The sequence below is a fragment of the Streptomyces sp. NPDC004629 genome (assembly GCF_042873595.1).
Lineage (GTDB): Bacteria > Actinomycetota > Actinomycetes > Streptomycetales > Streptomycetaceae > Streptomyces.
In genome coordinates this window covers 128,464-155,432 of record NZ_JBIALO010000005.1, presented here as the reverse complement: position 1 = coordinate 155,432, position 26,969 = coordinate 128,464, and the positions used below count along the sequence as shown (strand labels likewise).

Genomic DNA, 26,969 nt, shown 5'->3' with positions numbered 1-26,969 from the left:
CGGCCTTTGGCACCTTTGTGTCCCAAAGAGCGGGACGGCAGTCCCGAGCAACGGCGACGGTTCGCCCTCGGGCCGGTGACGGGGACCACCAGCCAGCCAATCGGAAGCACGGGAAGAGATGTCGGCACCCAATAAGTCGTACGACCCTGTCGAGGTCGAGGCGTTGAAACCGGAAGAGATCGAGCGCATGCGGGACGAGGCGCTCGCCGCCTTCGCCGCCGCGGACTCCCTCGACGCGCTCCACGAGGCCAAGGTCGCCCACACGGGCCCCGCCTCCCCGCTGGCCCTCGCCAACCGCGAGATCGGCGCCCTGCCCCCGCACGCCAAGGCCGAGGCCGGCAAGCGCGTCGGCCAGGCCCGCGGCGCCGTGAACAAGGCGCTCGCCGCCCGCCAGGGCGAACTGGAGGCCGAACGCGACGCCCGCGTCCTGGTCGAGGAGTCGGTCGACGTCACGCTGCCGTACGACCGCGTACCGGCCGGCGCCCGGCACCCGCTGACCACCATGATGGAACGCGTCGCCGACGTCTTCGTGTCCATGGGCTACGAGATCGCCGAGGGCCCCGAGGTCGAGGCGGAGTGGTTCAACTTCGACGCGCTGAACTTCACCCCGGACCACCCGGCCCGGCAGATGCAGGACACGTTCTTCGTCCAGGGCCCGGACGGCGACCACGGCGAGTCCGGTGTGATCCTGCGCACCCACACCTCGCCGGTCCAGGTCCGCGCCCTGCTCGACCGTGAGCTGCCCGTCTACATCGTCTGTCCCGGCCGGGTGTACCGCACCGACGAGCTGGACGCCACGCACACCCCGGTCTTCCACCAGATCGAGCTGCTGGCCGTGGACGAGGGCCTGACCATGGCCGACCTCAAGGGCACGCTGGACCACATGGTCCGCTCGCTGTTCGGCGCGGACATGAAGACCCGGCTGCGGCCGAACTACTTCCCGTTCACCGAGCCGTCCGCCGAGATGGACATGCTCTGCTACGTCTGCAAGGGCGAGTCCGTCGGCAACCCCGACCGGCCCTGCCGCACCTGTTCCAGCGAGGGCTGGATCGAACTGGGCGGCTGCGGCATGGTCAACCCGCGGGTGCTCACCGCCTGCGGCGTCGACCCCGAGAAGTACAGCGGATTCGCCTTCGGGTTCGGCATCGAGCGAATGCTGATGTTCCGCCACAACGTCGAAGACATGCGAGACATGGTCGAGGGTGACGTCCGGTTCACCCGGCCGTTCGGGATGGAGATCTGATGCGGGTCCCGCTTTCTTGGCTGCGGGAGTACGTCGACCTGCCGGCGACGGAGACCGGGCGCGACGTCCAGGAGAAGCTGATCTCGGTCGGCCTTGAGGTGGAGACCGTCGAGCAACTGGGCGCCGACCTCAAGGGGCCGCTCGTCGTCGGCCAGGTGCTGACCATCGAGGAGCTGGAGGGCTTCAAGAAGCCGATCCGGTTCTGCACGGTCGACGTGGGCCAGGCCAACGGAACGGGCGAGCCGCAGGAGATCGTCTGCGGCGCCCGCAACTTCGCCGTCGGCGACAAGGTCGTCGTGGTGCTGCCCGGCGCCGTGCTGCCCGGCGGTTTCGCGATCGCCGCCCGCAAGACCTACGGCAAGGTCTCGCACGGCATGATCTGCTCCAGCGACGAGCTGGGCATGGGTGACGACGGTTCCAAGGGCATCATCGTGCTGCCTCCGGAGCACGAGGTCGGCACGGACGCCGTCGAACTGCTCCAACTGGTCGACGAGGTCCTCGACATCGCGGTGACACCCGACCGCGGCTACTGCCTGTCCCTGCGCGGCGTCGCCCGCGAGACGGCGATCGCCTACGGCCTGCCGCTGCGCGACCCGGCGCTGCTCGACGTACCCGCCCCGAACGCCTTCGGCTACCCAGTCAAGGTCGCCGACCCGTTCGGCTGCGACCGCTTCACGGCCCGCACCGTGACCGGCCTCGACCCGGAGGCCCGCTCCCCGATCTGGCTCAAGCGGCGCCTCCAGAAGGCCGGCATGCGCCCGATCTCGCTGGCCGTCGACATCACCAACTACGTGATGCTGGAGCTGGGCCAGCCGCTGCACGCCTACGACCGCTCCCGTGTCCAGGGCACGGTCGGTGTGCGCCGGGCCGCGGCGGGCGAGCAGCTCACCACCCTCGACGGGGTCACCCGCACCCTCGACGCACAGGACCTGGTCATCACCGACGACCGCGGTCCGATCGGCCTCGCCGGCGTCATGGGCGGCGCCAACACCGAGATCGACGACACCGACGGCACCACCTCCGAAGTGGTCGTCGAGGCCGCGCACTTCGACGCGGTCTCCATCGCGCGCACGGCCCGCCGGCACAAGCTGTCCTCCGAGGCGTCCCGCCGCTTCGAGCGGGGCGTCGACCCGCAGGCCGCGTCCGCGGCGGCCCAGCGCACCGTCGACCTGCTGGTGCTGCTCGCGGGCGGCACCGCGGACGCCGGTGTCACGGAGGTCATCGCGCCGTCCGCGCCGCGCACCATCACCATCCCGGCCGACCACCCGGACCGGGTCGCGGGCGTCGACTACGGCCGGGGGACGGTCGTGCGCCGGCTCCAGGAGATCGGCTGCGACGTGTACGGGCAGGACGAGCTGATCGTCACCGTCCCGTCCTGGCGGCCCGACCTCACCGACCCGAACGACCTGGCGGAGGAGGTCATCCGCCTGGAGGGCTACGAGAACCTGCCCTCCACCCTGCCCAAGCCCCCGGCGGGCCTCGGCCTGACCGAGCGGCAGCGGCTGCACCGCCGGATCGGCCGCGCGCTGGCCGGCGCCGGCTATGTCGAGGCGCTGACCTACCCGTTCATCGGTGAGCAGATCTTCGACCAGCTCACCCTCGCGGCCGACGACCCCGACCGCCGGGTGGTCACGCTGGTCAACCCGCTCTCCGACGAGGAGCCCGCCCTGCGCACGACGCTGCTGCCGGGCCTGCTCGGCGCGCTGCGCCGCAACGACGGCCGTGGCTCGCACGACCTGGCGCTCTTCGAGACCGGGCTGGTCTTCCATCCCCGGGCCGCCCTCGACCCCGCCGGCACAGGGGAGGCTTCACCGCGCGAGGAACGGAAGGCCGCCGTCCGGCTGCCCGTCGACCGGCGTCCCACGGACGAGGAGATCGCCTCCCTCACCGAGGCGCTGCCCGAGCAGCCGCGGCACGCCGCCGTCGTCCTCGCCGGCGCCCGCGAGCAGGCCGGCTGGTGGGGCAGGGGCCGCCCGGCCGACTGGGCGGACGCGGTCGAGGCCGCGCGGCTGCTCGCCCGCGAGACCGGGACCGAACTGATCGTCCGCAAGGGGCAGTACGGGCCCTGGCACCCGGGCCGCTGCGCCGAGCTGGCGGTCGTCGTGGACGGTGCCGAGCGGGTCATCGGGTACGCCGGTGAGCTGCACCCCGGTGTCCTCAAGACGCTCGGCCTGCCCGCGCGCAGCTGCGCGATGGAGCTGGACCTGGACGTCCTGGAGGAGGCGGGCGCCGGACTCGTGACGAGCCCGCGCATCTCGACCTTCCCGGTGGCCACCCAGGACGTGGCGCTGGTCGTCGCCGGGGGCGTGCCGAGCGCCGACGTCGAGGCCGCGCTGCGCGAGGGAGCGGGTGAACTCCTTGAGTCCATCCGGCTGTTCGACGTCTACGAGAACGCCGAACAACTCGGGGCGGGCAGGAAGTCGCTGGCGTTCGCGCTGCGTTTCCGTGCGGCGGACCGGACGCTGACGGTGGACGAGGCCTCGGCCGCCCGGGACGCGGCGGTTGCCCTCGCGGGCGAGCGCACGGGCGCTGTGCTGCGGGCCTAGGCGGGGCAGGGCCGTCGTTTGTCTGCGGGCGCGTTGTGGCTGGTCGCGCCCGCGCGGCGGAGCCGCATGGTGATTGCAGCCCCGCGCCCCCTTGGGGCGTGGGGAGGCTCACTCGTTCGGGTGGCTGTTGGTGGTGATCTGGCCTTTTTCGGGCCATGCCGTCGACAGAATCGGACCGGCCTTTCGGGGTCGGTCCGTCTGCTCTGTCAGGGCTTCCATGGGGGCATCGGCATGATCCGTCTCAAGGCGCGAGCACCCACGCGGCGCGGTATGCGCCGCGCCCGCGCCCTGGCACTGCCCACCCTCTGGGGTGGCGCGGCCATCCTGTACAAGCTGGTCTGCCCGCTCGCCCAGCGGAACGGGTTCGGCGCGCGGATCGTCACCTGCGCCGTGTTCTTCGCGGTCGGCACCGGGCTCATGATCCACGTCCGTCGGGCCCTGCTGCGTGAGCTGCGGCAGGCCCGCCGGGTCGCGGGCGCCGCGCAGAGCGTGCTGCTGCGTCCTCCGCCCGCCCGCCTCGACGGCCTCCTCGTCGCCGCCGGTCAGCTCTCCGCCGACCGTGGCGCGGCCATCGGCGGCGACCTGTACGAGGCGATCGCCACCGAACACGGCGTCCGGGTGGTGATGGGGGATGTGCGCGGTCACGGTCTCGCCGCCCTGGCCACCGTCGCGGCCGTCCTCGGCAGCTTCCGCGAGGCCGTGCACGACGAGCCCGAACTCGGCTGTGTGCTGCGCCGGCTGGACCGGGCCCTGGACCGGCACCTGAGCGAACGGGCCCGCGCCGAGCACCCCTCGGCCGGCCGGGATCCCGACACCCCGGTCGCGGAGGAGTTTGTCACGGTGCTCCTGCTGGAGATCCGCCGGGACGGCCAACTGCGCGCGTTCAGCTGCGGCCATCCGTGGCCGTACCGGCTCGGCGACCACGGCGTACAGCCGCTCACCCGCGCCGAACCCCTGCCACCGCTCGGCCCGTTCCCGTTGCCGCGCGAGGTGGACCCCGCCTTTCGCGGCCGGCTGCTCCCCGGTGAATCCCTGGTCCTGTACACGGACGGAGCGGAGGACGCGAGGGACGCACAGGGCCGCTTCTTCCCGCTGCCGAACATCCTCACGGAGGCGGCCCGCGACGACCCGGTCTCCCCGCAGACGGTCGTGCGCACGGTCCTCACGTCCCTGCTGCGTCACACTGCGGGCACCCCGACGGACGACATCGCCGTTCTGGTCCTGCGGAACGAAGGGGAGAGGGCGAAGCGGGGCGCGCCCTCCAGGGGGGCGGGGAACTGCGCCGCCGACCCGCCACACTCAGCGGCGGACAACGCACCCCTGGCGGCACCCCCCTAGGCCGCATGGTCCAGACGGCGGCCAGGCCACCGCGCTGTAGGAGGGGGAGCCGGCGGCCCGGCCGGCCTCTTGCGAGGCATTTCAGTGAACCGGCTGAACACGCTCCGCGACAGTGCGCGTACCGCCCGGATTCGCGCACTCCGTTCACACCCCGTGTGAACCCGTACGCACTACGCTGACCACACCAGGCCACCCGGGGGCATCCATGCAGCCCAACACTCTGCTCGACGCGATCCTGGACGAGGCCGGCATCTCGCACGCCGGTCTTGCCGCCCATGTCAACCAGGAGGGCCGGGCGCGGGGCCTCGCGCTCCGTTACGAACACACCGCCGTCGCACGGTGGTTGAAGGGCCAGCGGCCCCGTGGCCAGGTGCCCGACCTGATCTGCGAGGTGCTCGCCGCCCGGCTGCACCGGCCCGTCACGCTGGACGACATCGGCCTCGGCGTCCCCGGCGAACCCGCCACCCCGCAGGGCACCACGCTGTCCGGCTTCGTCGAACGGGCCACGGCGCTGTGGCGCTCCGACGAGCAGCAGCGTTCGCACGTGCTCGGCGCGCCCGCCGTCACCGGCACACCCGCGGTGATGCCCGTGTGGGAGTGGGAGAACCCGCCCGAGGACGTGGACGTCTCGCGCGGCGGCAGACACCGGGTCACCGCGGGGGACATCGAGATGCTGCGTGCCGCCCGAGCGCACTACGAGCAGATGTACCGCAAGGCCGGTGGCATCGCGACCCGCAGCCGCGTCGTCGGCTTCCTCAACGCCGAGGCGGCGCCGCTGCTGCGCGGCGGCTACACCGATGCCACCGGCCGCCAAGTGCACCGGGCCACCGGCGGGTTGGTTGCGATCGCGGGCATCTGCGCATACGACTCCGACGCGCACGGACTCGCCCAGCGCTACTTCCACCAGGCGCTCAGGCTGGCGAAGGCCAGCGGGGACCGGGGACTTGGGGCGTATGTCATCGCGCTCCTGGTCAACCAGGCGCTGTTCACCCGGGAGTACCGGCAGGCCGTCGCCTTCGCCGAGGCCGCGCTGCGCGCCGCGGGCAAGCACATCACCCCCGCGCTGGCCTCGGACCTGTACGCGATGCAGGCCAAGGCGTACGCCCATCTGGGCGACGCCACGAGCGCCCTGTCCTGCATCCGGCGGGCCGAGACGGCCGCCGAACGCATCCGCCGCGGATACGAGCCCGACGAGACCGGCTATGTCCAGCCGGGCCTCGTCAACGTGCAGGTGGCCGAGGCGCTGCTCAGTCTGGGCGAACTGGCGGCGGCCCGGGAGCATGCCGCGACCGCCGTGGGAAACCCGGCCCACGACCGGGGCCGGGTGCACCGGCTGGCCATGCTCAGCACCATCGAACTGCGGCAGGGCAATGCGGACACCGCGGTGGCCACGGCGGTGCAGATGGCCGAGCAGGCCCGGGGAATGGAGTCACGGCGACTGCGCGACCGACTGCGCGCGGTGCGCGAGCACTTGGCGCGCAGCGGCTGCGCCGGAACCGCCGAGGCCGCCGAACTCATCGACGGGGCGCTGCGCGTACCGCTGTAGGCCAGTCCCAACCACTGCTGCGATATTGCCACTTACTCGGCGGAAGGTGGCAGAACCGTGCAGTGGACGAAACAGAACGAACAAACTGTGTATGCAAACCGCTGGTTCAGCGTCAATCTGGCAGATGTCGAACTGCCGGACGGCCGGCACCTGGACCACTTCCTGATCCGGCTGCGGCCCGTGGCCGTGGCGACGGTGGTGAACGAGGCCAACGAGGTACTCCTGCTGTGGCGCCACCGGTTCATCACGGACAGCTGGGGCTGGGAACTCGCGGCGGGAGTCGTGGAGGACGGCGAGGACATCGCCCGCGCGGCCGCCAGGGAACTGGAGGAGGAGACCGGCTGGCGGCCGGGGCCCCTGCATCATCTGATGAGCGTGGAGCCGTCCAACGGCCTCACCGACGCCCGGCACCATGTCTACTGGGCCGAGGAGGGCGAGTACATCGGACACCCCGTGGACGACTTCGAGTCGGACCGCCGGGAATGGGTCCCCCTCAAGCTCGTCCCCGACATGGTCGCCCGCGGAGAGGTCCCGGCCGCCAACATGGCGGCGGCGTTACTCCTCCTGCACCACCTCAGGCTCGCCTGACTAGTGCGCCAGCACCTGCCAGACGGCAACTACGAGGGCTCCCAGGGAGGTGAGCGCGGCTACCGAGGACAGCGGCCAGCGGGCGTGTTCCAACGAGGACATTCGGGTGTTCAGCTCGTCCAGCTCCTTGGCGGTCTCCTCGGTGCGATGACTGAGCAGCGCCAGACCTCCCTCGACACGGGCGTAAGCCACGTCGAGGCGGCGCCGTAACTCTGCGAGTTCTCCATGGACCACGGGATGCTCCGGATCGGCGGTCACGGGTCCACTCCTTTCCGTAGTCGAACGGGGTGTTCCGCATCCCTTGCATGCGCATGAGGAGTCAACTCGCCTGGTGGGCGCGAGGGGAGCGTGTGCGAAGGGCATATGCGGGTCCGGCGCGCACACGGTGTGTGAAACGGACGGGCCCGGCACCGAATCCGGCGCCGGGCCCGCACGATGTCGCTCCGGGTAATCAGCCGTAGGTGTAGAAGCCCGAGCCGGACTTGCGGCCGAGGCGGCCGGCTTCGACCATGCGTTGGAGCAGCGGGGGAGCGGCGTACAGGGGTTCCTTGTACTCCTGGTACATCGAGTCGGCGATGGAGACGATGGTGTCCAGGCCGATCAGATCGGACAGCTTCAGCGGGCCCATCGGGTGGGCGCAGCCCAGTTCCATGCCGTTGTCGATGTCCTCGCGGCCCGCGATGCCGGACTCGAACATCCGGATCGCGGACAGCAGATAGGGCACGAGCAGCGCGTTGACCACGAACCCGGACCGGTCCTGGGCGCGGATGGCGTGCTTGCCCAGCACCTTCTCGGCGAACAGCTGAGCACGGCCGAGCGTGCCCTCGGAGGTGGTGAGCGCCGGGACCAGCTCGACGAGCTGCTGCACCGGGGCCGGGTTGAAGAAGTGGATGCCGACGACCTGGTCGGGGCGGCCCGTGGCGACGGCCAGCTTCACCAGCGGGATGGAGGAGGTGTTGGAGGCGAGGATCGCGTCCGGCCGGGTCACCACCTGGTCGAGCACCTGGAAGATCTCCGTCTTCACCTGCTCGTTCTCGACGACGGCCTCGATGACCAGGTCGCGGTCCGCGAACTCGCCGAGATCGGTGGTGAAGTCGAGGCGCGCCTGCGCCGAGTCCCGCTCCGCCTCGCTGATCTTGCCGCGCTCGGCGGCCTTGGCCAGGGAGTTGAACAGCCGGGTGCGGCCGATCTCCAGGGCCTCGCCGGTGGTCTCTGCGACCTTGACCTCCAGACCGGCGCGGGCGCAGACTTCGGCGATGCCCGCCCCCATCTGACCGCAGCCGACCACCCCGACACGTGCGATATCCGAGCTGCCCGTCACATCGTCCCCTTCGCTGATCCACGTCAGGCGCGGCGCCTCCGGATCGCGCGCCTGCTCCGATCGTGCACGTTACTCCCAAGTATCGATGATCGATCGCGCGGGGCGGGGCATCCTGGGGCCCGGGCCGATCCCTGACGGCCACGGCATGGATCCGCAGGGTACGGGGGTGCGCAGATGAGGCCGGTCTCACGCCGGGCGTTCGCGGTGGCGCTGTCGACGCTGGTGACGGCACCGGGCGCCGCGGTGGCACCCGGTGGTGCGCCCGCGCCCGGTAGTGCCCTTGCGCCGGGTGGTGCGCCCGCCGGGGGCGGTGCGCCGGCGCCGGGCGGCGCGGCGGCACCGCGACGGGCCGCCACCGAGCTGCGGGGCGTGTGGCTGGCGACGGTCGACAACCACGACTGGCCCTCGAAGCCGGGCCTGACCGCCGCCGCGCAGCGCGCGGAGCTGATCGCCCACCTCGACCGGGCCGTCCACGACCGCCTCAACACGATCATCCTCCAGGTGCGGCCGACCGCGGACGCGCTGTGGCCCTCGCCCCACGAGCCGTGGTCCGCGTATCTCACCGGAACTCAGGGCGGGCCCCCGGGCTGGGACCCGCTGGGCACGGCCGTCACCGAGGCACACGCCCGCGGGCTGCAGCTGCACGCCTGGTTCAACCCGTACCGGATCGCGCTGCACGCCGACCCCGCCCGGCTGGCCGCCTCCCACCCGGCCCGCAGGCACCCGGACTGGGTGGTGCGCTACGGCGGCAGGCTGTACTACAACCCGGGCCTGCCGCAGGTCCGCGCCTTCGTGCGGGATGCGATGCTGGACGCGGTGGCGAGGTACCCCGTGGACGCCGTCCACTTCGACGACTACTTCTACCCCTACCCGGTCGCCGGGCAGGGCTTTGACGACGCCGCCGCATACGCCGCGTACGGCGGCGGCTTCACCGACCGGGCGGCCTGGCGCCGCGACAACATCGACAAGCTGGTGCGTGAGACGGCCGCGCGGATCCGGCAGATCCGGCCCGGCACCCAGTTCGGGATCAGCCCGTTCGGGGTGTGGCGCAACGCGTCGAGCGACAGCCGTGGCTCGGACACCCTGGCGGGCGTGCAGACGTACGACGACCTGCACGCGGACACCCGCACCTGGGTCAGGGAGGGCTGGATCGACTACATCGTCCCGCAGGTGTACTGGAACATCGGCTTCGCCGCCGCCGACTACGCCACACTCGTACGCTGGTGGGCCGAGGTCGCCAAGGGCACCCGGACCCGCCTGTACATCGGCGAGGCGCTGTACAAGTCGGGGGCCGCCGGGCAGCCCGCCGAGTGGCAGGACCCGGCCGAGCTGTCCCGGCACCTCACCCTCGCCGCCGGCCACGCGCAGGTGCGCGGGCACGTCTTCTTCTCCGCCCGGGACCTCGCGCGGGATCCGGTCGGGGCGATGGCGCGGGTCGTCGCCGACCACTACCGGCAGCCGGCGCATCCCCCGCGCTGATTACTGGGCCTGGGGTTCCTGGTTCCGGTGACGGATCTCGCAGTCGGGGCCGGGAGCCATCACGGCCTCGTGTCCGTCCGGGAAGCGCACGCGATAGGGCGGGTTGCCCTCGGTGCCCATCACTTCGACGACCTCCGAGACCTGGTCGTGCTGGCCGACCACCCTGCCGTGCTGGACAAGCTGGTCGCCCACGGTTGCACGCATCTGCGGGCCTCCTCACGAACGTGATCGTTGGGTGACGGCGATACACACGAGCACCGCGGCGGCGGTCAGCGGAGCGGCCGCCGTGAGGTGCTCGCCCAGCAGCAGCACCGACCACACCAGTGTGACCAGCGGCTGGGCCAACTGCAACTGGCTGGCCTTGGGGATGCCGATGGCCGCCATGCCCCGGTACCAGACGACCAGGCCGAGGAACTGCGAGCCCGCCGCGACCCACAGCAACCCGGCCACGCCGTGCGCGGTCAGCCGCACGGGCTCGTACGACAGTGCCAGCGCGGCGGCCGGCACGGTCAGCGGCAGGCACAGCACCAGGGCCCAGCCGATGACCTGCCAGCCCGGCATGACCCGGGCCAGCCGGCCGCCCTCGGTGTAGCCGGCCGCGCACACCAGCAGTGCCGCGAACAGATAGCCGTCGGCGGCCGTGAGCGATCCGCCGCTCTGCTGCACGGTGAAGACGAGCACCGCCGCCGCGCCCGCCAGCGCCGCCGCCCAGAAGGTGCGGGAGGGGCGGGTGCCCATGCGCAGGGCCGACAGCAGTGCGGTGGTCAGCGGCAGCAGGCCCACCACGACGGCGGCGTGCGCGGTGGTGGACGTCTGGAGGGCGAGCGTGGTCAGCAACGGGAAGCCGAGCACCACCCCGGCGCCGACCACGGCGAGGCCCGGCAGGTGCCGGCGGTCGGGCAGCGGCAGGCGCCATCGCACCCGCCCGCGATCCCGGGACGCGCCCACCGCGCACAGACAGCAGTCCGCGATCACCGCGGCCAGCACGCTGCGGACGGCGACCAGCGACCAGGGCCCGATGCCCTCCAGCCCCCACGCGGTGGCCGGGAAGGTGAGCGAGAAGGCGACGACGCCCAGGGCGGCCTGGAGGGTGCCGAGGCCGACGCCCTCGCGGGGATCGGTGACCGCTATCCGGGTGGCGTCAGTAGCGCTACTCTTCACTCTCATGCATGAGCGTAGCAGCGTCGGTGAACTGGCGGAACGGCTGCGACAGGAGATGGACCGCTATCCACAGGGTGGAAAGCTCCCGTCGAGCAGGTCCCTCGTCGAGCGGTTCCGGGTGAGTCCGGTGACGGTTTCCCGGGCCCTGGCGCAGCTGTCCGCCGAGGGGCTGGTGGTGACCCGGCCCGGCGCCGGGGCGTTCCGGGCGCGGCCCCGCACGCCGGCCACGCGCGACGGGGACACCTCCTGGCAGGAGGTCGCGCTGAGCGCCGACGGCGCCGCCGACCTCGTACCGCGCACCGTCGACGCCTCCGGGGTCACTGTCTGCCTCGCCGCGCCGCCGCCCGGCGTGCTGGAGTTCAACGGCGGCTATCTGCATCCCTCGCTGCAGCCCGAGCGGGCCATGGCGGCGGCCCTCGCCCGCGCCGGGCGGCGGCCCGGCGCCTGGGGACGCCCGCCCCTGGAGGGCCTGCCCGAGCTGCGGGAGTGGTTCGCGCGCGGTATCGGCGGCGGCGTCACGGCGGCCGAGGTGCTGGTCGCGGCGGGCGGGCAGACCGCGCTGGCCACCGCGCTGCGGGCGCTTGCTCCGCCGGGCGCGCCGGTGCTCGTCGAGTCCCCGACCTATCCGGGCATGCTGGCGCTCGCCCGCGCGGCCGGGCTGCGCCCGGTGCCCGTGCCGGTGGACCCGGACGGGGTGCGGCCGCGGCTGCTCGCCGACGCGTTCCGGGCGAGCGGCGCCCGGGTCTTCGTCTGCCAGCCCCTGTTCCAGAACCCGACCGGCGCCGTCCTCGCCCCCGACCGGCGGGCCGAGGTGCTGCGGATCGCCCGGGAGGCCGGCGCCTTCGTGGTCGAGGACGACTTCGTGCGGCGGCTGGTGCACACGGACGCGGGGCCGCTGCCGCGACCGCTGGCCGCGGACGACGTGGACGGCGTCGTCGTGCACGTCGGCTCGCTGACCAAGGCGACCTCGCCCAGTCTCCGGGTGGGCGCCCTGGCCGCGCGGGGGCCGGTGCTGGAACGGCTGCGCGCCATCCAGGTCGTCGACACGTTCTTCGTGCCCAGGCCACTCCAGGAGGCCGCGCTCGAACTCGTCGGCTCGCCCGCCTGGCCGCGCCATCTGCGCGCCCTGTCGGCCGAGTTGACCGCCCGCCGCACCGCCATGACGACGGGCCTGCGGCTGCGGCTGCCCGAACTCGGCCTGCCGCACGTCCCGTCCGGCGGCTACCACCTCTGGCTCCGGTTGCCCGACGGCACCGACGAGGCCGCCCTGACCGCCGCGGCGCTGCGCGCGGGCGTCGCCCTCACCCCGGGCCGCCCCTACTTCAGCGCCGAACCCCCCGCGCCGCACGTCCGGTTGAGCTTCGCCGCGGTCTCCGGGACCGCGGACATCAGCGAGGGCCTGCGTCGCCTGCGCACGGCCTGCGACGAGATCTTCTAGGCGGTGAGGAACCCTGGACGGCGACGCGGCGGGAGGCGTGGGTCGCTGCACCGGCCGGACCAGTGGACGGTGCACGTCTTCGAGTAAAGTCCTGGACCCCTCGGCATCTCCCCGGCGGTCCCCCTTGACCTGGATACTTGGGCGGCACACCATCACCGCATGCCACTTCGGGTGACGTTCGTCGCCGCCGCGCGCAGTTCACCGCTGCTCGCCGAACGCTTCCAGGACGACCGGCCGCTGGACCAGGCGGGCTGGGACGAGGTGCTGCGGGTCGCGGGGGAGCTGCGGCCGCTGGCGGCGGCCGAGCTGCGCTACTGCTCGCCGACCCCCCGCAACCGGGCGACCGGTGACGCCCTGGGGTACGCGCCCCTGGTGCAACTCGCCCTGCGCGACTGCGACATGGGCCGCTGGCGGGGGCTCACGCTGGGCGAGGCGATGGCCCGGGAACCGGAGTCGGTGGACGCCTGGCTCGCCGACCCGCGCTCCACCCCGCACGGCGGTGAGTCGCTGCTGGCCTTCATCTCCCGGGTGGGCGGCTGGCTGGACACCCGCCCCGCCGACGACGGCGGCCGCATCGTCGCCGTGGCCGAGCCCTCGGTGATCCGTGCGGCCCTCGTCCACGTGCTGAAGGCGCCCCCAGCGACGTACTGGAACATCGACGTCCGCCCTCTGTCCGCGGCCACGGTCACCGGCCGGGCGGGCCGCTGGAACCTGCGCGTCGACGGCGCGCCGGCTCAGTGCGCGCGCCTGTAGTCGGTGACGAGGAGGAGGTCCTTCGCGGGGCCGCCCACCCGCCACACCGTCCGCCAGCGGTCCGCGTCCTGGACGGTGAACTCGCCCCGGTAGAGGTCCGCCGCGCACGGGTGGTCGGCGACATGGCGGCCCGAGGTCAGGTCCAGGTCGTGGAAGGGCCGCCCGTCGGCGAAGCGGACGTCCGCCGTGCCCGCGTCGGCGCCCGGCAGAAAGCGCAGGGTCCGCTCGGCGGGCCGCGGCACCCCCCGCCAGGTGAACGTGCCGGACTCCTCGTGCAGCAGCCCGCCGCCGGGCAGCGGGCTGAAGACGGTGCCGCCCGTGAAGCGGCCCTCGTCGCCGTTCGCCAGGTCCCGCACGGTGCGCTCGACGTGCCAGCGCCCGGCCAGATACGCGAACACGTCCGGCACGCCCCGCACCTCGTCGCCCGCCGTCGCGCGGTACACGCCCTCGGGCCGGCTCATGTCGTCCCCGTCCCGGGCCGCGGGCCGTCCGGGGAGCCGGTGGGCGCCTTGCGCTGCGCCTGGGCCCGGACCTCGTGGTGCGCGGCATGGCTCGTGACGCGGAAGGCCTCTTCGTACGCGGCCAGGGCGGCGCCGATCCCCGCGCCGGCCGCGCCGCGGCGCCGGATCAGCCGCGCCAGCCAGGTGAAGAAGCCGAGCACAACGGCGAGCCCCTCCGCCAGAGCCAGGTACGGCAGCAGCACATCCATGGCGCCGACCCTACGTCCCCGGAGGGGGGCGCGGGGAACGGCGCGATCAGCCACGATGTGGCCGCAGCGGGCGGACGGCGGGTGCCCCCGGAGGGGGGCGCGGGGAGCGGCGCGATCAGCCACGATGTGGCCGCAGCGGGCGGACGGCGGGTGCCCCCGGAGGGGGGCGCGGGGAGCGGCGCATTCAGCCACGACGTGGCCGCGGTTGGCGGTCGGCGGGTGCCCCCGGAGGGGGCGCGGGGAACGGCGCGATCAGCCACGACGTGGCCGCAGCCGGCGGACGGCAGATGCCCCCGGAGCGGGCTCGGCCGGCGCTAGCCGCCGGGCGACGGCCCGGTGGGCATGCCCGGTGTCACCGACAGGCGGCCGGACGCGGCCAGAGCCAGGGCCGACCGTATTCACCTTTCGCACATGTTCTGGAAAGCCGCCGTTTTCCCAATCGTCGGCGAGGATTTATGAAACGCGCAGGTATTCGGAATTCAGGGCATCAGATCGCGTCGGTGACACAACCATCCGGAAACCAGACCCGTCTAACCCGGCGAATCAGCGAAGCACGGGGATTGACACCCCCGGCAGGGACCGCGCGTCCCGAATTCCCTCTGGGGGCCTCCCGAGAATGCACCGCCCGACCCCGCCCGGTGACAGCCGCGTCACCGGGCGATCCGCAGCCCTGCTCGCCGCGGCCATCACCGTCACCGCGCTGTGCGCGGCCGACGCGCTCGCCCGCTGCTACCCGTTCGGCCCCCGCACCCGCAGCGTCAACGACCTCGGCAACCAGTACGTACCCTTCCACGCCCACCTGTGGGACCTGCTGCACGGCCGCGCCGACGGCGGGCTCTTCATCAACTGGCAGTCCGGCTACGGCGCGAGTTTCCTGCCCGACATCGGCACCTACCTCGGCAGCCCCTTCGCCCTGCTCGTCGCCGTCTTCCCACGGGACGAGATCGACCTCGCGGTGTACGTCGTCACCGTGCTGAAGACGGCGGCCGCCGGCGCTGCCATGGCCTGCCTGCTGCTCGCCCTGCGCCCCGGCCGCTGGTGGGCGGCCGGTCTGCTGGGCGCCTCCTACGCCCTGTGCGGCTGGGGCGTCGCCGTCGCCATCTACAACCCGATGTGGATCGACGGCCTGATCGCGCTGCCCCTGCTGTGCCTGGTAGGTGAGTGGACCCTGCGGCGCCGGCGCCCGGTCCTCGGCGTGCTGATCGTCGCGCTCGCCTGGATCGCCAACTTCTACACCGCGTACATGGCCACCCTCGCCGCCGGACTCGTACTGCTGCTCCGGCTGCTGCTCGCCGGACTCCCGCGCCGGCAGGCGCTGGCGGCGGCCGGCCGGGCCGCCGGCACCGTCGCGCTCGGCATGGGCCTGGCCGCACCGCTGGTGGCGGTCGTGTACCTCGGCACCAAGCACGCCTCCCCCGCCCGCGAGGGACACTTCGTCCCGGTCCCCACGGACGACCTGCTGGCCCGGCTGCTGCCGACGACGTACAGCTTCGGCAGCCCGGCCCTGTACGTGGGCGTCACCGCGCTGCTGCTCGCGCTCGCCCTGCCGTTCCACCGGGCGGTGCCCCGGCGGGTGCGCGCGGGCTGGACGCTGCTCGTGATCGCGGTGACCCTGTCGCTGCAGTGGGCGCCGACACAACTGGCCTGGCACGCCTTCGCCACCCCGCAGGGCAGCGCCTACCGGGAGGCGTTCGTCCTGTGCGCGGTGCTGGTCATCGCCGCCTGGCACACCCTGTCCCACGGCCCGCCGGACTGGCGCGCACTGGGCGCGGCGAGCGCGCTGCTCGCGCTGATCGCCGCCGTCGCGAGCCGCAGCGCGCTGGTGCACCGCTACACATGGGCGGTGTTCCTGCTCGCCGTCGTGGGCGCGCTCGGCGGGCTCGCCCTGCTCGCCTCGCAGGGCCAGGGCCAGGGCCAGGGCCTGGGCCGGCCGGCCGCCGGGCGCCGGCGCACGGTACTGGCCGGCTGCGCCGTCGCGCTGCTCTTCGGCGGGCAACTCGGCGAGACCGCCGCGACCTCCGCGGTGGCCAGCCGGCAGCGCCTCGCCCACATGGACGACTACGCGCCCTGGGGCGAGCGGCAGCAGCGGCAGGCCGACGCGATCGCGGGCGCCGACGACTGGCCCCGCTACCGCACCGAACCGGGCCGGGACCAGACCGTCTCCAACGACCCGCTGATGGTGGGCGGCCAGGGCGTCCAGTACTACAGCAGCCTCACCTCCGACGTCCTCAGCAGTACCCTCACCGCCGTCGGCGGCGGCTGGACCTCGCGGGGCCGGAGCCTGCAGAGCCTGGACAACCCCGTCACGGACGCGGTCTTCTCCGTCGGCGCGCGGGTGCACTCCCCGCCGGACCCGCACCAGTCGTGGCTGCCGCAGGGCGGCGGCCCGGTGACCGTGTCCCGCGCACAGGTGCCGCCCCTGGTGACCGTGCGCCCGCCCGGCACCTCGGCGCACACCGGCGTCGCGGCCTTCGGACCGTCGCCGTACCGCAACCAGGAACGGCTGCTGGGCAGCCGCGTCTACACCCTGCCCCGCGCGACGGTGCGCACCGGCGCCGGCCGGCCCCCGCAGCGCGGCGACGCCCGCCGTCCGGGGCTGCTCGTCGCCGCGCCCGCCCGCGCGGACCTGCCCGGTCCCACGATCACGGCGCGCTGCACGGCCGGCGACCGGGTGTTCCTGTGGGCGCCGCATTTCTCGGGCACCGCGCGGCTTGCCGGCGGCGGGCCGGTCGCCCGGTTCCGGTCTGATGCCGAGGGCGCCAAGATCGCGGCCATGCAGCCGCTCGGCGCGGTTCCGGCCGCCGGGCGGCTGCGGATCGAGCTGAGCCCGGACCGGCCCGGCCGGGTGCCGGACCGCGGCGCGGTCGGCTGCCTGGACACCGCCGCGCTGCGCACCGCCGTCGAGGGGCTGCGGGCCACCGCGGCCACCGCGGTGACCGTCGATGACGGCACGCTGCGGGCCGAACTCCCCGCCGGCAGCAAGGGGACCGCCGTCGTCGCGGCACCGCGGATCGCCGGCTGGCGGTGCGCCGCAGGCGGCGCCGAGGAGAAGCCCGCCGGGGAGTACTACGGGCTGATCGCGGTGCCCCTGGACGGCTCCGCGACCAGTCTGAGCTGCACGTTCCACCCACCGGGACTGCGGCTGGGCGCGGCGGCGGGGGGCGCCGCGCTGCTGATCCTGATCCTGCTCTGCGTGCTCGGCGCCGTTCGCCGCCGACGGGCCGCCGCACCGACGACCACGACCGAACAACCCGAGCGCCTCACCCACGCTCTGTGACCGCCCAGGGGGAAGAACCCATGCTCATCTCGATCGTCGCGCCCTGTTACAACGAGGAGGACGTCCTCGGACGCTTCCACGAAGCGGTGCAGAAGGTCGCCGATGAACTGCTGCCGCTCGGGCACGACATGCAGTTCGTGTACGTCGACGACGGCAGCCGCGACCGGACGCTGGTCGTCCTGCAGGAACTCGCCGACCTCGACGCACGGGTGCGCTACGTCTCCTTCAGCCGCAACTTCGGCAAGGAGGCCGCCCTGCTCGCCGGTCTGCGGCACGCCACGGGGGACTGCGTGATCGTCATGGACGCCGACCTCCAGCACCCGCCCGAACTGATCAAGCGCATGGTCGAACTGCGCGGACAGGGCTACGACCAGGTCATAGCCAAGCGCACCAGGACCGGCGAGGGGATCGCCCGCACCCTCACCGCCCGCCTGTACTACCGGACGGTCAACCGGCTCGTGGACGTGGAACTCGTCGACGGCGTCGGCGACTTCCGGCTGTTGTCGCGGCGCGTGGTGGACGCGGTCCTCGACCTCACCGAGTACAACCGCTTCTCCAAGGGCCTGTTCGCCTGGGTCGGCTTTCCCAGCACCACCTTCGAGTACACGAACACGGTGCGCGAGCACGGCCGCAGCTCCTGGACCCTGCGCAGCCTGCTCAACTACGGCCTCGACGGACTGCTCTCCTTCAACAACCGGCCGCTGCGCGCCGCCCTGTACCTGGGCCTGGGACTGCTGCTGTGCGCGGGCGTGTACACGGCGTGGATCGTGGGCGCCGCGCTCGTCCACGGCGTGGACACACCCGGCTATGTCACCATCATCACCGCGGTCACCGCCCTCGCCGGGGTGCAGATGATCATGCTCGGGGTCATCGGCGAGTACACCGGACGGATCTACTACGAGGTCAAGGGGCGCCCGCACTTCCTGGTGAAGGCGACCAACGTGGAACGGACGAAAGACCTCATCCCCTGATGCGCACCGCGACGACCAGTCCGACGCCCCGCCCGGCGACCCGGCCGCTGCCGCGGCAGATGCTCACCTTCGCCGCCGTCGGCGTCGTGAACACGGGCACGTACTACGGTCTCTACCTGTTGTTCCTGATGCGTTTGCCCTATCTCTTCGCGCATGTTCTTGCATTCCTGCTGAGTATGACCGGGTCCTTTTTCCTGAACGCCCGCTTCACCTATCGAATACGGCCCACCTGGCGGAAATTCCTGCTGTTTCCGCTGACCAACGCCACCAATTTCCTGATCACCACGGCGGGTGTGTACGTGATCGTCGGCGTGCTGCACGCGGGCAGCCGGTTCGCGCCCCTGCTCGCGTCCGCGGCGGCGATTCCGGTGACCTTCGTGGTCTCCCGCTGGGTGATGCTGCCCCGGGTTCCAGAGGGGGATGCCGCATAGGATTGCATAAACGTGCAGCGAAACGTATAGTCATGCCATCTAGGAGGAGGGTGACATGGCGGTACGTGCGGCGGTGGCCGGAGCGAGCGGATACGCGGGCGGAGAGGTCCTGCGGCTGCTCCTCGCACACCCCGAGGTCGAGATCGGTGCCCTGACCGGCAACTCCAACGCCGGCCAGCGGCTCGGCACGCTCCAGCCACATCTGCTGCCGCTGGCCGACCGGGTGCTGGCCGAGACCACCCCCGCGGCCCTCGCCGGGCACGACGTGGTCTTCCTCGCCCTGCCCCACGGGCAGTCCGCCGCCGTCGCCGAGCAACTCGGCCCCGACGTCCTCGTCGTCGATATGGGCGCCGACTTCCGGCTCAAGGACGCCGCCGACTGGGAGCGGTTCTACGGTTCTGGGCACGCCGGGACCTGGCCCTACGGCCTTCCCGAACTGCCGGGTGCCCGCGCCGCGCTGGAGGGGTCCAAGCGCATCGCGGTACCCGGTTGCTATCCGACCGCCGTCTCGCTCGCCCTCTTCCCCGCCTACTCGGCGGGCCTCGCCGAGCCCGAGGCCGTGATCGTCGCCGCCTCCGGCACCTCCGGCGCGGGCAAGGCACCCAAGCCGCACCTGCTGGGCAGCGAGGTCATGGGGTCCATGTCGCCGTACGGCGTCGGCGGCGGTCACCGGCACACCCCCGAGATGATCCAGAACCTCAGCGCCGTGGCGGGCGAGCGGGTCGCCGTCTCCTTCACCCCGACCCTCGCGCCGATGCCCCGCGGCATCCTCGCCACGTGCAGCGCGAAGGCACGCGAGCCGGTCACCGCCGAGTCGGTGCGCGCCGCCTACGAGAAGGCCTACGCCGACGAGCCGTTCATCCACCTGCTGCCCGCGGGACAGTGGCCCGCCACGGCGTCCGTCCACGGTTCGAACGCCGTTCAGGTGCAGGTCGCGTACGACGCCGCCGTAGGACGCATCATCGCGATCAGCGCCATCGACAACCTGACCAAGGGCACCGCGGGCGGTGCCGTCCAGAGCATGAACATCGCCCTCGGACTCGACGAGACCACGGGGCTTTCCACGATCGGAGTCGCACCCTGAGCGACGACCGTGCAGCCGCCGGGTTGCAGACGACGAAGGCCGCACCGCCGCGCCGCACGGGCGCAGAAGCGAACAAGGAGATGCAGTGAGCGTCACGGCAGCCAAAGGGTTCACGGCGGCGGGCATCACCGCCGGGATCAAACAGAACGGCAACCCGGACCTGGCCCTCGTGGTCAACGACGGGCCCCGCCGGGCCGCCGCGGGCGTCTTCACCTCCAACCGCGTGAAGGCCGCCCCCGTGCTCTGGTCCGAACAGGTCATCGCAAGCGGCCAGGTCTCCGCCGTCGTCCTCAACTCCGGCGGCGCCAACGCCTGCACCGGCCCCCAGGGCTTCCAGGACACGCACGCCACCGCCGAGAAGGCGGCCGAGGTCCTCGGCCGGGGCGCCGTCGAGGTGGCCGTCTGCTCCACCGGCCTGATCGGCGTGCTGCTGCCCATGGACAAGCTCCTGCCGGGCGTCGAGGCCGCCGCCGCCCAGCTCTCCGAGCACGGCGGCGAGAAGGCCGCCATCGCCATCAAGACCACCGACACCGTGCACAAGACGTCCGTCGTCACCGGCAACGGCTGGACCGTCGGCGGCATGGCCAAGGGCGCCGGCATGCTCGCCCCCGGCCTCGCCACCATGCTGGTCGTCCTCACCACGGACGCCGTCGCCGACGACGACACGCTGGACCGGGCGCTGCGCGCCGCCACCCGGGTCACCTTCGACCGGGTCGACTCCGACGGCTGCATGTCCACCAACGACACCGTGCTGCTGCTCGCCTCCGGCGCCTCCGGCATCACTCCGCAGTACGCGGAATTCGCCGAGGCCGTACGGCAGGTCTGCGACGACCTCGGCCGGCAGCTCATCCAGGACGCCGAGGGCGCCAGCAAGGACATCAAGATCGAGGTGATGGGCGCCGCCACCGAGGACGACGCCGTCGAGGTGGGCCGCTCCATCGCCCGCAACAACCTGCTCAAGTGCGCCATCCACGGCGAGGACCCCAACTGGGGCCGTGTCCTGTCCGCCATCGGCACCACCGCCGCCGCCTTCGAGCCCGACCGGCTCAACGTCGCCATCAACGGCGTCTGGGTGTGCAAGAACGGCGGCGTCGGCGAGGACCGTGACCTGGTCGACATGCGCTACCGCGAGGTGCATATCGTCGCCGACCTGTCGGCCGGCACCGAGACCGCCACCATCTGGACCAACGACCTGACCGCCGACTACGTCCACGAGAACAGCGCATACAGCTCATGAGCACCGCAACCACCCGTAAACACACCGCGCTGCCCAAGGCCCGGATCCTCGTCGAGGCGCTGCCCTGGCTGACCCGGCACCACGGCAAGACCGTCGTCATCAAGTTCGGCGGGAACGCCATGGTGGACGAGGAGCTGAAGGCCGCCTTCGCCCAGGACGTGGTCTTCCTGCGGCACGCCGGTCTCAAACCGGTCGTGGTGCACGGCGGCGGCCCGCAGATCAGCGCCGCGCTCGACCGGCACGGCATCGTCAGCGAGTTCAAGGCCGGCCTCCGAGTCACCACCGAGGACGCCATGGACGTCGTACGCATGGTGCTCGCCGGGCAGGTGCAGCGCGAACTGGTGGGGCTGCTCAACCGGCACGGGCCGCTCGCCGTGGGCCTGACCGGCGAGGACGCGCACACCATCACCGCCACCAAGCACCTGCCCGAGATCGACGGCGAACCGGTCGACATCGGACGGGTGGGCGAGATCACCGCCATCGACACGGGCGCGATCGAGGCCCTGCTCGCCGACGGCCGCATCCCGGTCATCTCCTCCATCGCCCGCAGCCAGGACGACGGACACGTCTACAACGTCAACGCGGACACGGCGGCCGCGGCGCTCGCCGCGGCCCTGGGCGCCGAAACCCTCATGGTCCTCACGGATGTCGAGGGCCTTTACGAGGACTGGCCGCACTCCGACGAGGTGATCAGCCGCCTCACCGCTTCCCAACTGGAGAGACTGCTGCCGGATCTGTCTGCCGGCATGGTGCCGAAGATGCAGGGCTGTCTGCACGCCGTGCGCGGCGGCGTGCGCACCGCCCGCGTCATCGACGGCCGGGTCCAGCACTCGATCCTGCTGGAGATCTTCACCGACGAGGGCATCGGCACCATGGTCGTGCCCGACGAGCAGGAGGGGGACGCCCCATGACGGGCAATCAGGAACTGACCACGCGGTGGCAGGGCGCGCTCATGAACAACTACGGCACCCCCCGGCTGCCGCTGGTAAGCGGCGCCGGCACGACGCTGTGGGACGCCGACGGCAAGAAGTACCTCGACTTCGTCGGCGGTATCGCGGTCAACGCGCTCGGCCACGCCCACCCGGCGGTCGTGGCGGCCGTGAGCCGGCAGATCGCCGCTCTCGGCCACGTCTCCAACCTGTTCATCGCCGAGCCGCCCGTCGCCCTCGCCGAACGGCTCCTCCAACTCTTCGGCCGCGACGGCCGGGTGTACTTCTGCAACTCCGGCGCCGAGGCCAACGAGGGCGCCTTCAAGATCGGCCGGCGCACCGGGCGGACCCACATGGTCGCCACCGAGGGCGGCTTCCACGGCCGGACCATGGGCGCCCTCGCGCTCACCGGCCAGCCCGGCAAGCAGGAACCGTTCCGGCCGCTGCCCGGCGACGTCACGCACGTGCCCTACGGAGACGCGCAGGCGCTGGCCGCCGCGGTCACCGAGGAGACGGCCCTCGTCGTCATCGAACCGATCCAGGGCGAGAACGGCGTCGTGGTGCCGCCCGCCGGCTATCTGAAGGCGGCCCGCGCGATCACCGCCGCCACCGGTTCGCTGCTGGTCCTGGACGAGGTGCAGACCGGCGTCGGCCGCACCGGCAACTGGTTCGAGTACCAGGCCCACGAGGGCGTCCTGCCGGACATCGTCACCCTCGCCAAGGGCCTCGGCGGCGGGCTGCCGCTGGGCGCCACGGTCGCCTTCGGCCGCGCCGCCGAACTGCTCGGGCCCGGCCAGCACGGGTCGACCTTCGGCGGCAACCCGGTGGCCTGCGCCGCGGGGCTCGCGGTCCTCGACACCATCGCGAACGACGGGTTGCTGGAGAACGTCAAGCGGCAGAGCGAACGGTTGCGCGACGGGATCGAGGCGCTGGGCCACCCGTTGATCGCCCATGTCCGGGGCGCCGGCCTCCTCCTGGGTATCGTGCTCACCGAGCCGCTCGCGCCGCAGGCCCAGCAGGCGGCTCAGGACGCCGGTTTCCTGGTGAACGCGCCCGCTCCCGACGTGGTACGGCTGATGCCGCCGCTGAACGTCGGCGACGACGAGACGGAGGCGTTCCTCCGGGCCCTGCCCGGCATCCTCGACGCAGTGAACGGGGACGGACGATCCGGAGAATGAGACGACGATGAGCCAGGAGCAGGACCACGGGCAGGACAACGAGCAGGCCGCCGGGCCCGCCGTGCCGCAGACCCGGACCGCGCGGCACCGCCGGATCGTGGACATCCTCAATCGGCAGCCGGTGCGGTCGCAGAGCCAGCTGGCGAAGCTCCTGTCCGACGACGGGCTGAGCGTCACCCAGGCGACGCTCTCCCGGGACCTGGACGAGCTGAACGCGGTGAAGATCCGCAACACCGACGGTGACCTGATCTACGCGGTGCCGAGCGAGGGCGGATTCCGCACGCCCCGGGCGCCGCTCGGGGAGTCGGCGAAGGAGGAGCGCATGCGGCGCCTCTCCCAGGAGCTGCTGATCTCTGCGGAGGCTTCGGCGAACCTCGTGGTGCTGCGGACCCCTCCGGGGGCCGCGCAGTTTCTCGCGTCCGCCATCGACCAGGCCGAACTGCATGACATCCTCGGGACGATCGCGGGTGACGACACGGTGCTGTTGATCAGTCGGGAGGCCAGTGGGGGGCAGGCCCTGGCAGACCACTTGCTGCGCTTGGCCCAGAACGGTCACTGAGGGTTTTGGCCGGTCGCGCAGTTCCCCGCGGCCCTGGGGTGGGTGGCTGTGTGTGGGTGGGCGCGGCGGTGCCTTGGGGGTGCCGGGATGTGGGGCCGGCCCACCCGCCGCGAGGCGTTAGCCCAGGCGGGCTGCCAGGCCCTCTGTGCAGCGGACCTCGTCGCCTGCTGTGATCAGTAGGGCCTCCACGTCCGCAAGGGACTCCAGCCAGTCGAGGCCGGCCCGCGAGCCCATCGCGAACGCGGCCGTGGCCCAGCAGTCCGCCCAGGTCAGCCGGGGAGCGATCACGGTCACCGCCACCAGGTCCGTGACCGCCGTCCGCCCGGTCCGCGGGTCCACGATGTGCGCGCCGCGTTCCGCCGTCCCGGACGTCGCCACCGCCAGCCGGTCCACCCCGGCCGCGGACACCACCGCCGCCAGCCCGCCGGGCCGCAGCGGATCCGCCACCCCGACCCGCCACGGCCGGTGCGGCTCGGGCACGCCGAACATCTGCACGTCGCCGCCGCCGTTCACGCTCACCCCGCTCACCCCGGCCGCGGTGATCCGCAGCGCGGCCCGCTCGGCTGCCCAGCCCTTGACGATCCCGGTCGGATCGAGCCGGCCCCGGTACGCCGTGCTGAACCACCCCTCGCTCAGCCGCTCCGCCTCGGTCCCCAGTTCCAGCACCTCGGCCACCTCGGGATCGCAGTCCGCCAGGGCCAGCTCGCCCCGGGCCAGCCGGGAGACCTGACTGTCCTCGCGGTACGTGCTGAACACCTCGTCGACCCGGTGCAGCCCCGCGACCGCCTCGTCCAGCGCCGCCCGCACGGCATCCGGTTCCCCGCCGCGGACGTCGAAGGAGAAGACCGTCCCCATGACCTCCTCCGCGTGACGCACCGCGCCGGGAGTCTTCGCCGGCTCCGCCACCACGTCAGCCACCGGCCTGGTCCAGCGCCGACTGGAGCGACTGCCGGTAGCCGTTGCTGGTGTAGGTGGCGCCGGAGACGGAGTCGATGCGGGCGCTCTGTGCGGCCACGGCGGCCTGGTTCAGTTTCGGTACGGCGAGTGCCGTCTTCTGGTCGCTGGTGCCGCCCTTGGGCGCCTGCACCGCCTCCGCCGCGGTGATCTTCCCGTCGGTGACCGTGATCCGCACCTGGACCGGACCGTACGGGCTCTGGGCGGCCTCGCCGGTGAGCGTGCGGGAACCGGCCTGTGCGGCGGCGGAGGAGGACGGTGCGACGGGCGACGCGGGCGAGGAACCCGCCGCTTTCATCTTGTCCAGCGCCGACTGGAGTGACTGCCGGTAGCCGTTGCTGGTGTAGGTGGCGCCGGAGACGGAGTCGATGCGGGCGCTCTGTGCGGCCACGGCGGCCTGGTTCAGTTTCGGTACGGCGAGTGCCGTCTTCTGGTCGCTGGTGCCGCCCTTGGGCGCCTGCACCGCCTCCGCCGCCGTGATCCTGCCGTTGCTGACGGTCAGACGTACCTGCACGGCCCCGTACTGGGTCCGGGCCGCGGCACCGGTCACCGTGCCGGATCCGGCGGCCTGTGCTCCGCCCTGCGGCGACTCCTGCGCCGCCGCCGTCTGCTGGGGCGCCGCGCCCGCCGCCGACGCGGAGGCCGGGTCCGAGGCCGGCTTCAGCGTCAGCAGCAGGACGACGCCGGACACGGTGGCGGCGGTGGCCAGCACGACGCGCCGTATGGGGTGGCTCTTCCGCATGTTCTGTGCGCTCCTGATTTCCCGTCGGGTTCCGCTGAGAGTCCGTCGCTCACATCTCGAACGACTCGTGATGGATGCGGCGGGCGGGAACCCCCGCGCCGCGCAGCGCCTCGTACACCGACTGCGCGAACCCGGTCGGACCGCACATGAAGACGTCGTGCCGGTCGATGTCCGGGATCTTCCGCCGGAGGTTGTCCGCGGAGATGTCCGGCCGTTCCCCCTCCGGGCTGTTCACCGCGTACATCAGCCGGGCCCCGCGTTCCTCGGCGATCGACGCCAGTTCGTCCCACAGCGCCAGGTCCTGCGTGCTGTTGGCCCGGTACAGCAGGGTCAGGTCGCCGGCCGCGCCGGGCAGCGTCTCGAACAGCGCCCGCATCGGTGTGATGCCGACGCCGCCCGCGACCAGCAGCACCTTGCCGCGGCTGCGCCGGGACGCGGTGAGCGCGCCGTACGGGCCCTCGGCCCACACCGGGGTGCCCGGCCGCAGTTCACGCAGCCGGGCGCTGTGGTCGCCGATCGCCTTCACCGTGATCCGCAGCATGTCCGGCCGGGGCGCCGCCGACAGCGAGAAAGGGTGCGAGCTGAACCGCATACCCGGCGCCAGGAACCGCCACCGGAAGAACTGCCCGGCCTCCGCGCCCATCCGGTGCAGCTTGCGCCCGCCGATCAGCACCGAGACGATGCCCGGGGTCTCCTCGATCACCGCCTCGACCCGCATCCGGTGCCGCAGGTTCAGCCGGATCGGGGTGAGGACCCGGTACCAGAGGAGCAGCGCGGTCACCGAGCCGTACAGGGCGTACCAGAAGGTCTTCGCGGCGGGTTCCAGGGCGAAGTCGTTGCCGGCGGTGATCTGGTGCCAGAACGTCAGGAACACCGCCGCGTACGTCATCAGGTGGACGTGGTACCAGGTGTCGTACGGCAGCCTGCGGCGGACCGCGCCGAGCGAGGTCAGCCCGATGAGCACCAACAGGCCCGTGCCGATGGCGGCCTTGCCCATGTCGGGCAGCTGGTTGACGGAGTCGACGGTCTGCCGGCCGATGTCGCCGAGCGACTTGCCCGCCTGGAGCGCGTAGCCCCACATGATGAGGAAGATGTGGGCGAGGACCAGGCACAGCGTGTAGCGGCCGCTCATCGCGTGCCAGCGGGCCACCCGGTCCGAACCGACCCGCCGCTCCAGCGCAGGGACCCGCGCCATCTGGAGCACGACCAGCGCCATGAGGTAGCCGGCCAGCAGACCCGTGATCCGGCCCGCGTTGAGGATCCTGCTGTTGTCGTCGGCGATGGACGGGGTGTTGTGCCACCACAGCCACAGCACGCCCACCGCGCCCGCGGCGACGGCGAGCAGCAGCGGGACGGCCGGTGAGCGGCGCTGGCGGATGCGGCGCATCGTCTGACGGCGGGCGGCACGTCCGCCTGCGAGGGTGGTGGTCACGGTTCCTCCGGGTGGACGGGACCCTTGGCCCACAGATACGTGTCACGGCTCCC

At 72.7% G+C, this 26,969-nt stretch carries 25 protein-coding genes; 16 read left to right on the top strand and 9 right to left on the bottom strand.

From position 1 onward, the window contains the following. Positions 1–118 precede the first annotated feature (118 nt). The 5 genes from pheS to ACFYTE_RS09540 all read left to right on the top strand — a co-directional run bounded on the left by pheS (position 119) and on the right by ACFYTE_RS09540 (position 7,261). Complete coding sequence (gene pheS, locus ACFYTE_RS09560) at positions 119–1,243, top strand: phenylalanine--tRNA ligase subunit alpha (RefSeq protein ID WP_351730110.1); 1,125 nt, start codon at positions 119–121, stop codon at positions 1,241–1,243. Continuing rightward, positions 1,243–3,789, top strand: a complete 2,547-nt coding sequence (pheT, locus tag ACFYTE_RS09555; RefSeq protein WP_388707163.1) for a phenylalanine--tRNA ligase subunit beta — start codon at positions 1,243–1,245, stop codon at positions 3,787–3,789. Before pheS ends, pheT begins: the two co-directional genes overlap by 1 nt. Positions 3,790–4,020: 231 nt before the next feature. Further along, complete coding sequence (locus ACFYTE_RS09550) at positions 4,021–5,127, top strand: PP2C family protein-serine/threonine phosphatase (RefSeq protein ID WP_388707160.1); 1,107 nt, start codon at positions 4,021–4,023, stop codon at positions 5,125–5,127. Between the two features lie 205 nt (positions 5,128–5,332). Then, positions 5,333–6,673, top strand: a complete 1,341-nt coding sequence (locus ACFYTE_RS09545; RefSeq protein ID WP_388707158.1) for a transcriptional regulator — start codon at positions 5,333–5,335, stop codon at positions 6,671–6,673. Between the two features lie 57 nt (positions 6,674–6,730). After that, positions 6,731–7,261: an NUDIX hydrolase gene (locus ACFYTE_RS09540; protein WP_388707155.1), complete on the top strand. Its 531-nt coding sequence runs from the start codon at positions 6,731–6,733 to the stop codon at positions 7,259–7,261. Here the strand turns inward: ACFYTE_RS09540 and ACFYTE_RS09535 are convergent, their stop codons facing one another. Together ACFYTE_RS09535 and ACFYTE_RS09530 are read right to left on the bottom strand one after the other, a co-directional pair. Beyond that, on the bottom strand, positions 7,262–7,519 hold the full coding sequence (locus tag ACFYTE_RS09535; RefSeq protein ID WP_388707153.1) for a hypothetical protein: 258 nt from the start codon (positions 7,517–7,519) through the stop codon (positions 7,262–7,264). It lies immediately after the preceding gene. A 193-nt stretch (positions 7,520–7,712) separates the two neighbouring features. Continuing rightward, positions 7,713–8,582 (bottom strand): 3-hydroxybutyryl-CoA dehydrogenase, encoded by an 870-nt coding sequence (locus ACFYTE_RS09530; RefSeq protein ID WP_388707150.1) that lies wholly within the window; start codon positions 8,580–8,582, stop codon positions 7,713–7,715. Between the two features lie 174 nt (positions 8,583–8,756). On the opposite strand from ACFYTE_RS09530, the gene ACFYTE_RS09525 reads away from it, so the two are divergent. Continuing rightward, positions 8,757–10,061: a glycoside hydrolase family 10 protein gene (locus ACFYTE_RS09525; RefSeq protein WP_388707148.1), complete on the top strand. Its 1,305-nt coding sequence runs from the start codon at positions 8,757–8,759 to the stop codon at positions 10,059–10,061. On the opposite strand, the gene ACFYTE_RS09520 is transcribed toward ACFYTE_RS09525, so the two are convergent. Then, complete coding sequence (locus tag ACFYTE_RS09520; protein ID WP_388707145.1) at positions 10,062–10,265, bottom strand: DUF1918 domain-containing protein; 204 nt, start codon at positions 10,263–10,265, stop codon at positions 10,062–10,064. A gap of 12 nt (positions 10,266–10,277) precedes the next feature. After that, positions 10,278–11,228 (bottom strand): DMT family transporter, encoded by a 951-nt coding sequence (locus tag ACFYTE_RS09515; RefSeq protein ID WP_388707142.1) that lies wholly within the window; start codon positions 11,226–11,228, stop codon positions 10,278–10,280. Between ACFYTE_RS09515 and ACFYTE_RS09510 the strand changes: the two genes are divergently transcribed. Beyond that, the gene (locus ACFYTE_RS09510) at positions 11,227–12,660 is read left to right on the top strand and encodes a PLP-dependent aminotransferase family protein (RefSeq protein WP_388707139.1); all 1,434 of its coding nucleotides are present in this window, start codon (positions 11,227–11,229) and stop codon (positions 12,658–12,660) included. The genes ACFYTE_RS09515 and ACFYTE_RS09510 overlap by 2 nt on opposite strands. A gap of 159 nt (positions 12,661–12,819) precedes the next feature. Then, a complete protein-coding gene (locus ACFYTE_RS09505; RefSeq protein WP_388707136.1) occupies positions 12,820–13,413 on the top strand; it encodes a histidine phosphatase family protein in 594 nt (197 codons plus the stop codon). Here the strand turns inward: ACFYTE_RS09505 and ACFYTE_RS09500 are convergent. Beyond that, positions 13,395–13,874 (bottom strand): DUF6314 family protein, encoded by a 480-nt coding sequence (locus ACFYTE_RS09500; protein WP_388707134.1) that lies wholly within the window; start codon positions 13,872–13,874, stop codon positions 13,395–13,397. The genes ACFYTE_RS09505 and ACFYTE_RS09500 overlap by 19 nt on opposite strands. Then, entirely contained in the window at positions 13,871–14,122 is a 252-nt protein-coding gene (locus ACFYTE_RS09495) for a hypothetical protein (RefSeq protein WP_388707131.1), read from the bottom strand. The genes ACFYTE_RS09500 and ACFYTE_RS09495 overlap by 4 nt, the downstream gene beginning before the upstream one ends. 616 nt (positions 14,123–14,738) lie before the next feature. Between ACFYTE_RS09495 and ACFYTE_RS09490 the strand changes: the two genes are divergently transcribed. The 8 genes from ACFYTE_RS09490 (at position 14,739) to ACFYTE_RS09455 (ending at position 23,788) form a co-directional block, all read left to right on the top strand. After that, positions 14,739–17,399, top strand: coding sequence for a YfhO family protein (locus tag ACFYTE_RS09490; protein ID WP_388707128.1), 2,661 nt, complete (start codon positions 14,739–14,741; stop codon positions 17,397–17,399). A 20-nt stretch (positions 17,400–17,419) separates the two neighbouring features. Then, positions 17,420–18,370: a glycosyltransferase family 2 protein gene (locus tag ACFYTE_RS09485; protein WP_388707126.1), complete on the top strand. Its 951-nt coding sequence runs from the start codon at positions 17,420–17,422 to the stop codon at positions 18,368–18,370. Next, a complete protein-coding gene (locus ACFYTE_RS09480; protein WP_388707123.1) occupies positions 18,370–18,801 on the top strand; it encodes a GtrA family protein in 432 nt (143 codons plus the stop codon). The genes ACFYTE_RS09485 and ACFYTE_RS09480 overlap by 1 nt, the downstream gene beginning before the upstream one ends. A gap of 55 nt (positions 18,802–18,856) precedes the next feature. Continuing rightward, positions 18,857–19,885 (top strand): N-acetyl-gamma-glutamyl-phosphate reductase, encoded by a 1,029-nt coding sequence (gene argC, locus ACFYTE_RS09475; RefSeq protein ID WP_388707122.1) that lies wholly within the window; start codon positions 18,857–18,859, stop codon positions 19,883–19,885. An 85-nt stretch (positions 19,886–19,970) separates the two neighbouring features. Then, positions 19,971–21,122 carry a bifunctional glutamate N-acetyltransferase/amino-acid acetyltransferase ArgJ gene (gene argJ, locus ACFYTE_RS09470; protein ID WP_388707119.1) on the top strand — a complete coding sequence of 384 codons (1,152 nt, stop codon included), beginning with the start codon at positions 19,971–19,973 and terminating at the stop codon, positions 21,120–21,122. Continuing rightward, on the top strand, positions 21,119–22,033 hold the full coding sequence (gene argB / locus ACFYTE_RS09465; protein WP_388707116.1) for an acetylglutamate kinase: 915 nt from the start codon (positions 21,119–21,121) through the stop codon (positions 22,031–22,033). Before argJ ends, argB begins: the two co-directional genes overlap by 4 nt. After that, entirely contained in the window at positions 22,030–23,229 is a 1,200-nt protein-coding gene (locus ACFYTE_RS09460; protein WP_388707114.1) for an acetylornithine transaminase, read from the top strand. Before argB ends, ACFYTE_RS09460 begins: the two co-directional genes overlap by 4 nt. Before the next feature lie 7 nt (positions 23,230–23,236). Continuing rightward, positions 23,237–23,788 carry an arginine repressor gene (locus ACFYTE_RS09455; RefSeq protein ID WP_388707112.1) on the top strand — a complete coding sequence of 184 codons (552 nt, stop codon included), beginning with the start codon at positions 23,237–23,239 and terminating at the stop codon, positions 23,786–23,788. 117 nt (positions 23,789–23,905) lie between these two features. Here ACFYTE_RS09455 and ACFYTE_RS09450 read toward each other — a convergent pair whose 3' ends face one another. Genes ACFYTE_RS09450 through ACFYTE_RS09440 form a run of 3 tightly spaced genes read right to left on the bottom strand, consistent with a single transcriptional unit; the run spans position 23,906 to position 26,916 of the window. Next, positions 23,906–24,694 carry an FAD:protein FMN transferase gene (locus ACFYTE_RS09450; protein WP_388707594.1) on the bottom strand — a complete coding sequence of 263 codons (789 nt, stop codon included), beginning with the start codon at positions 24,692–24,694 and terminating at the stop codon, positions 23,906–23,908. Between the two features lie 4 nt (positions 24,695–24,698). Beyond that, entirely contained in the window at positions 24,699–25,484 is a 786-nt protein-coding gene (locus tag ACFYTE_RS09445; RefSeq protein WP_388707109.1) for an FMN-binding protein, read from the bottom strand. A 49-nt stretch (positions 25,485–25,533) separates the two neighbouring features. Further along, the gene (locus tag ACFYTE_RS09440; protein ID WP_388707106.1) at positions 25,534–26,916 is read right to left on the bottom strand and encodes a ferric reductase-like transmembrane domain-containing protein; all 1,383 of its coding nucleotides are present in this window, start codon (positions 26,914–26,916) and stop codon (positions 25,534–25,536) included. Positions 26,917–26,969: the final 53 nt, after the last annotated feature.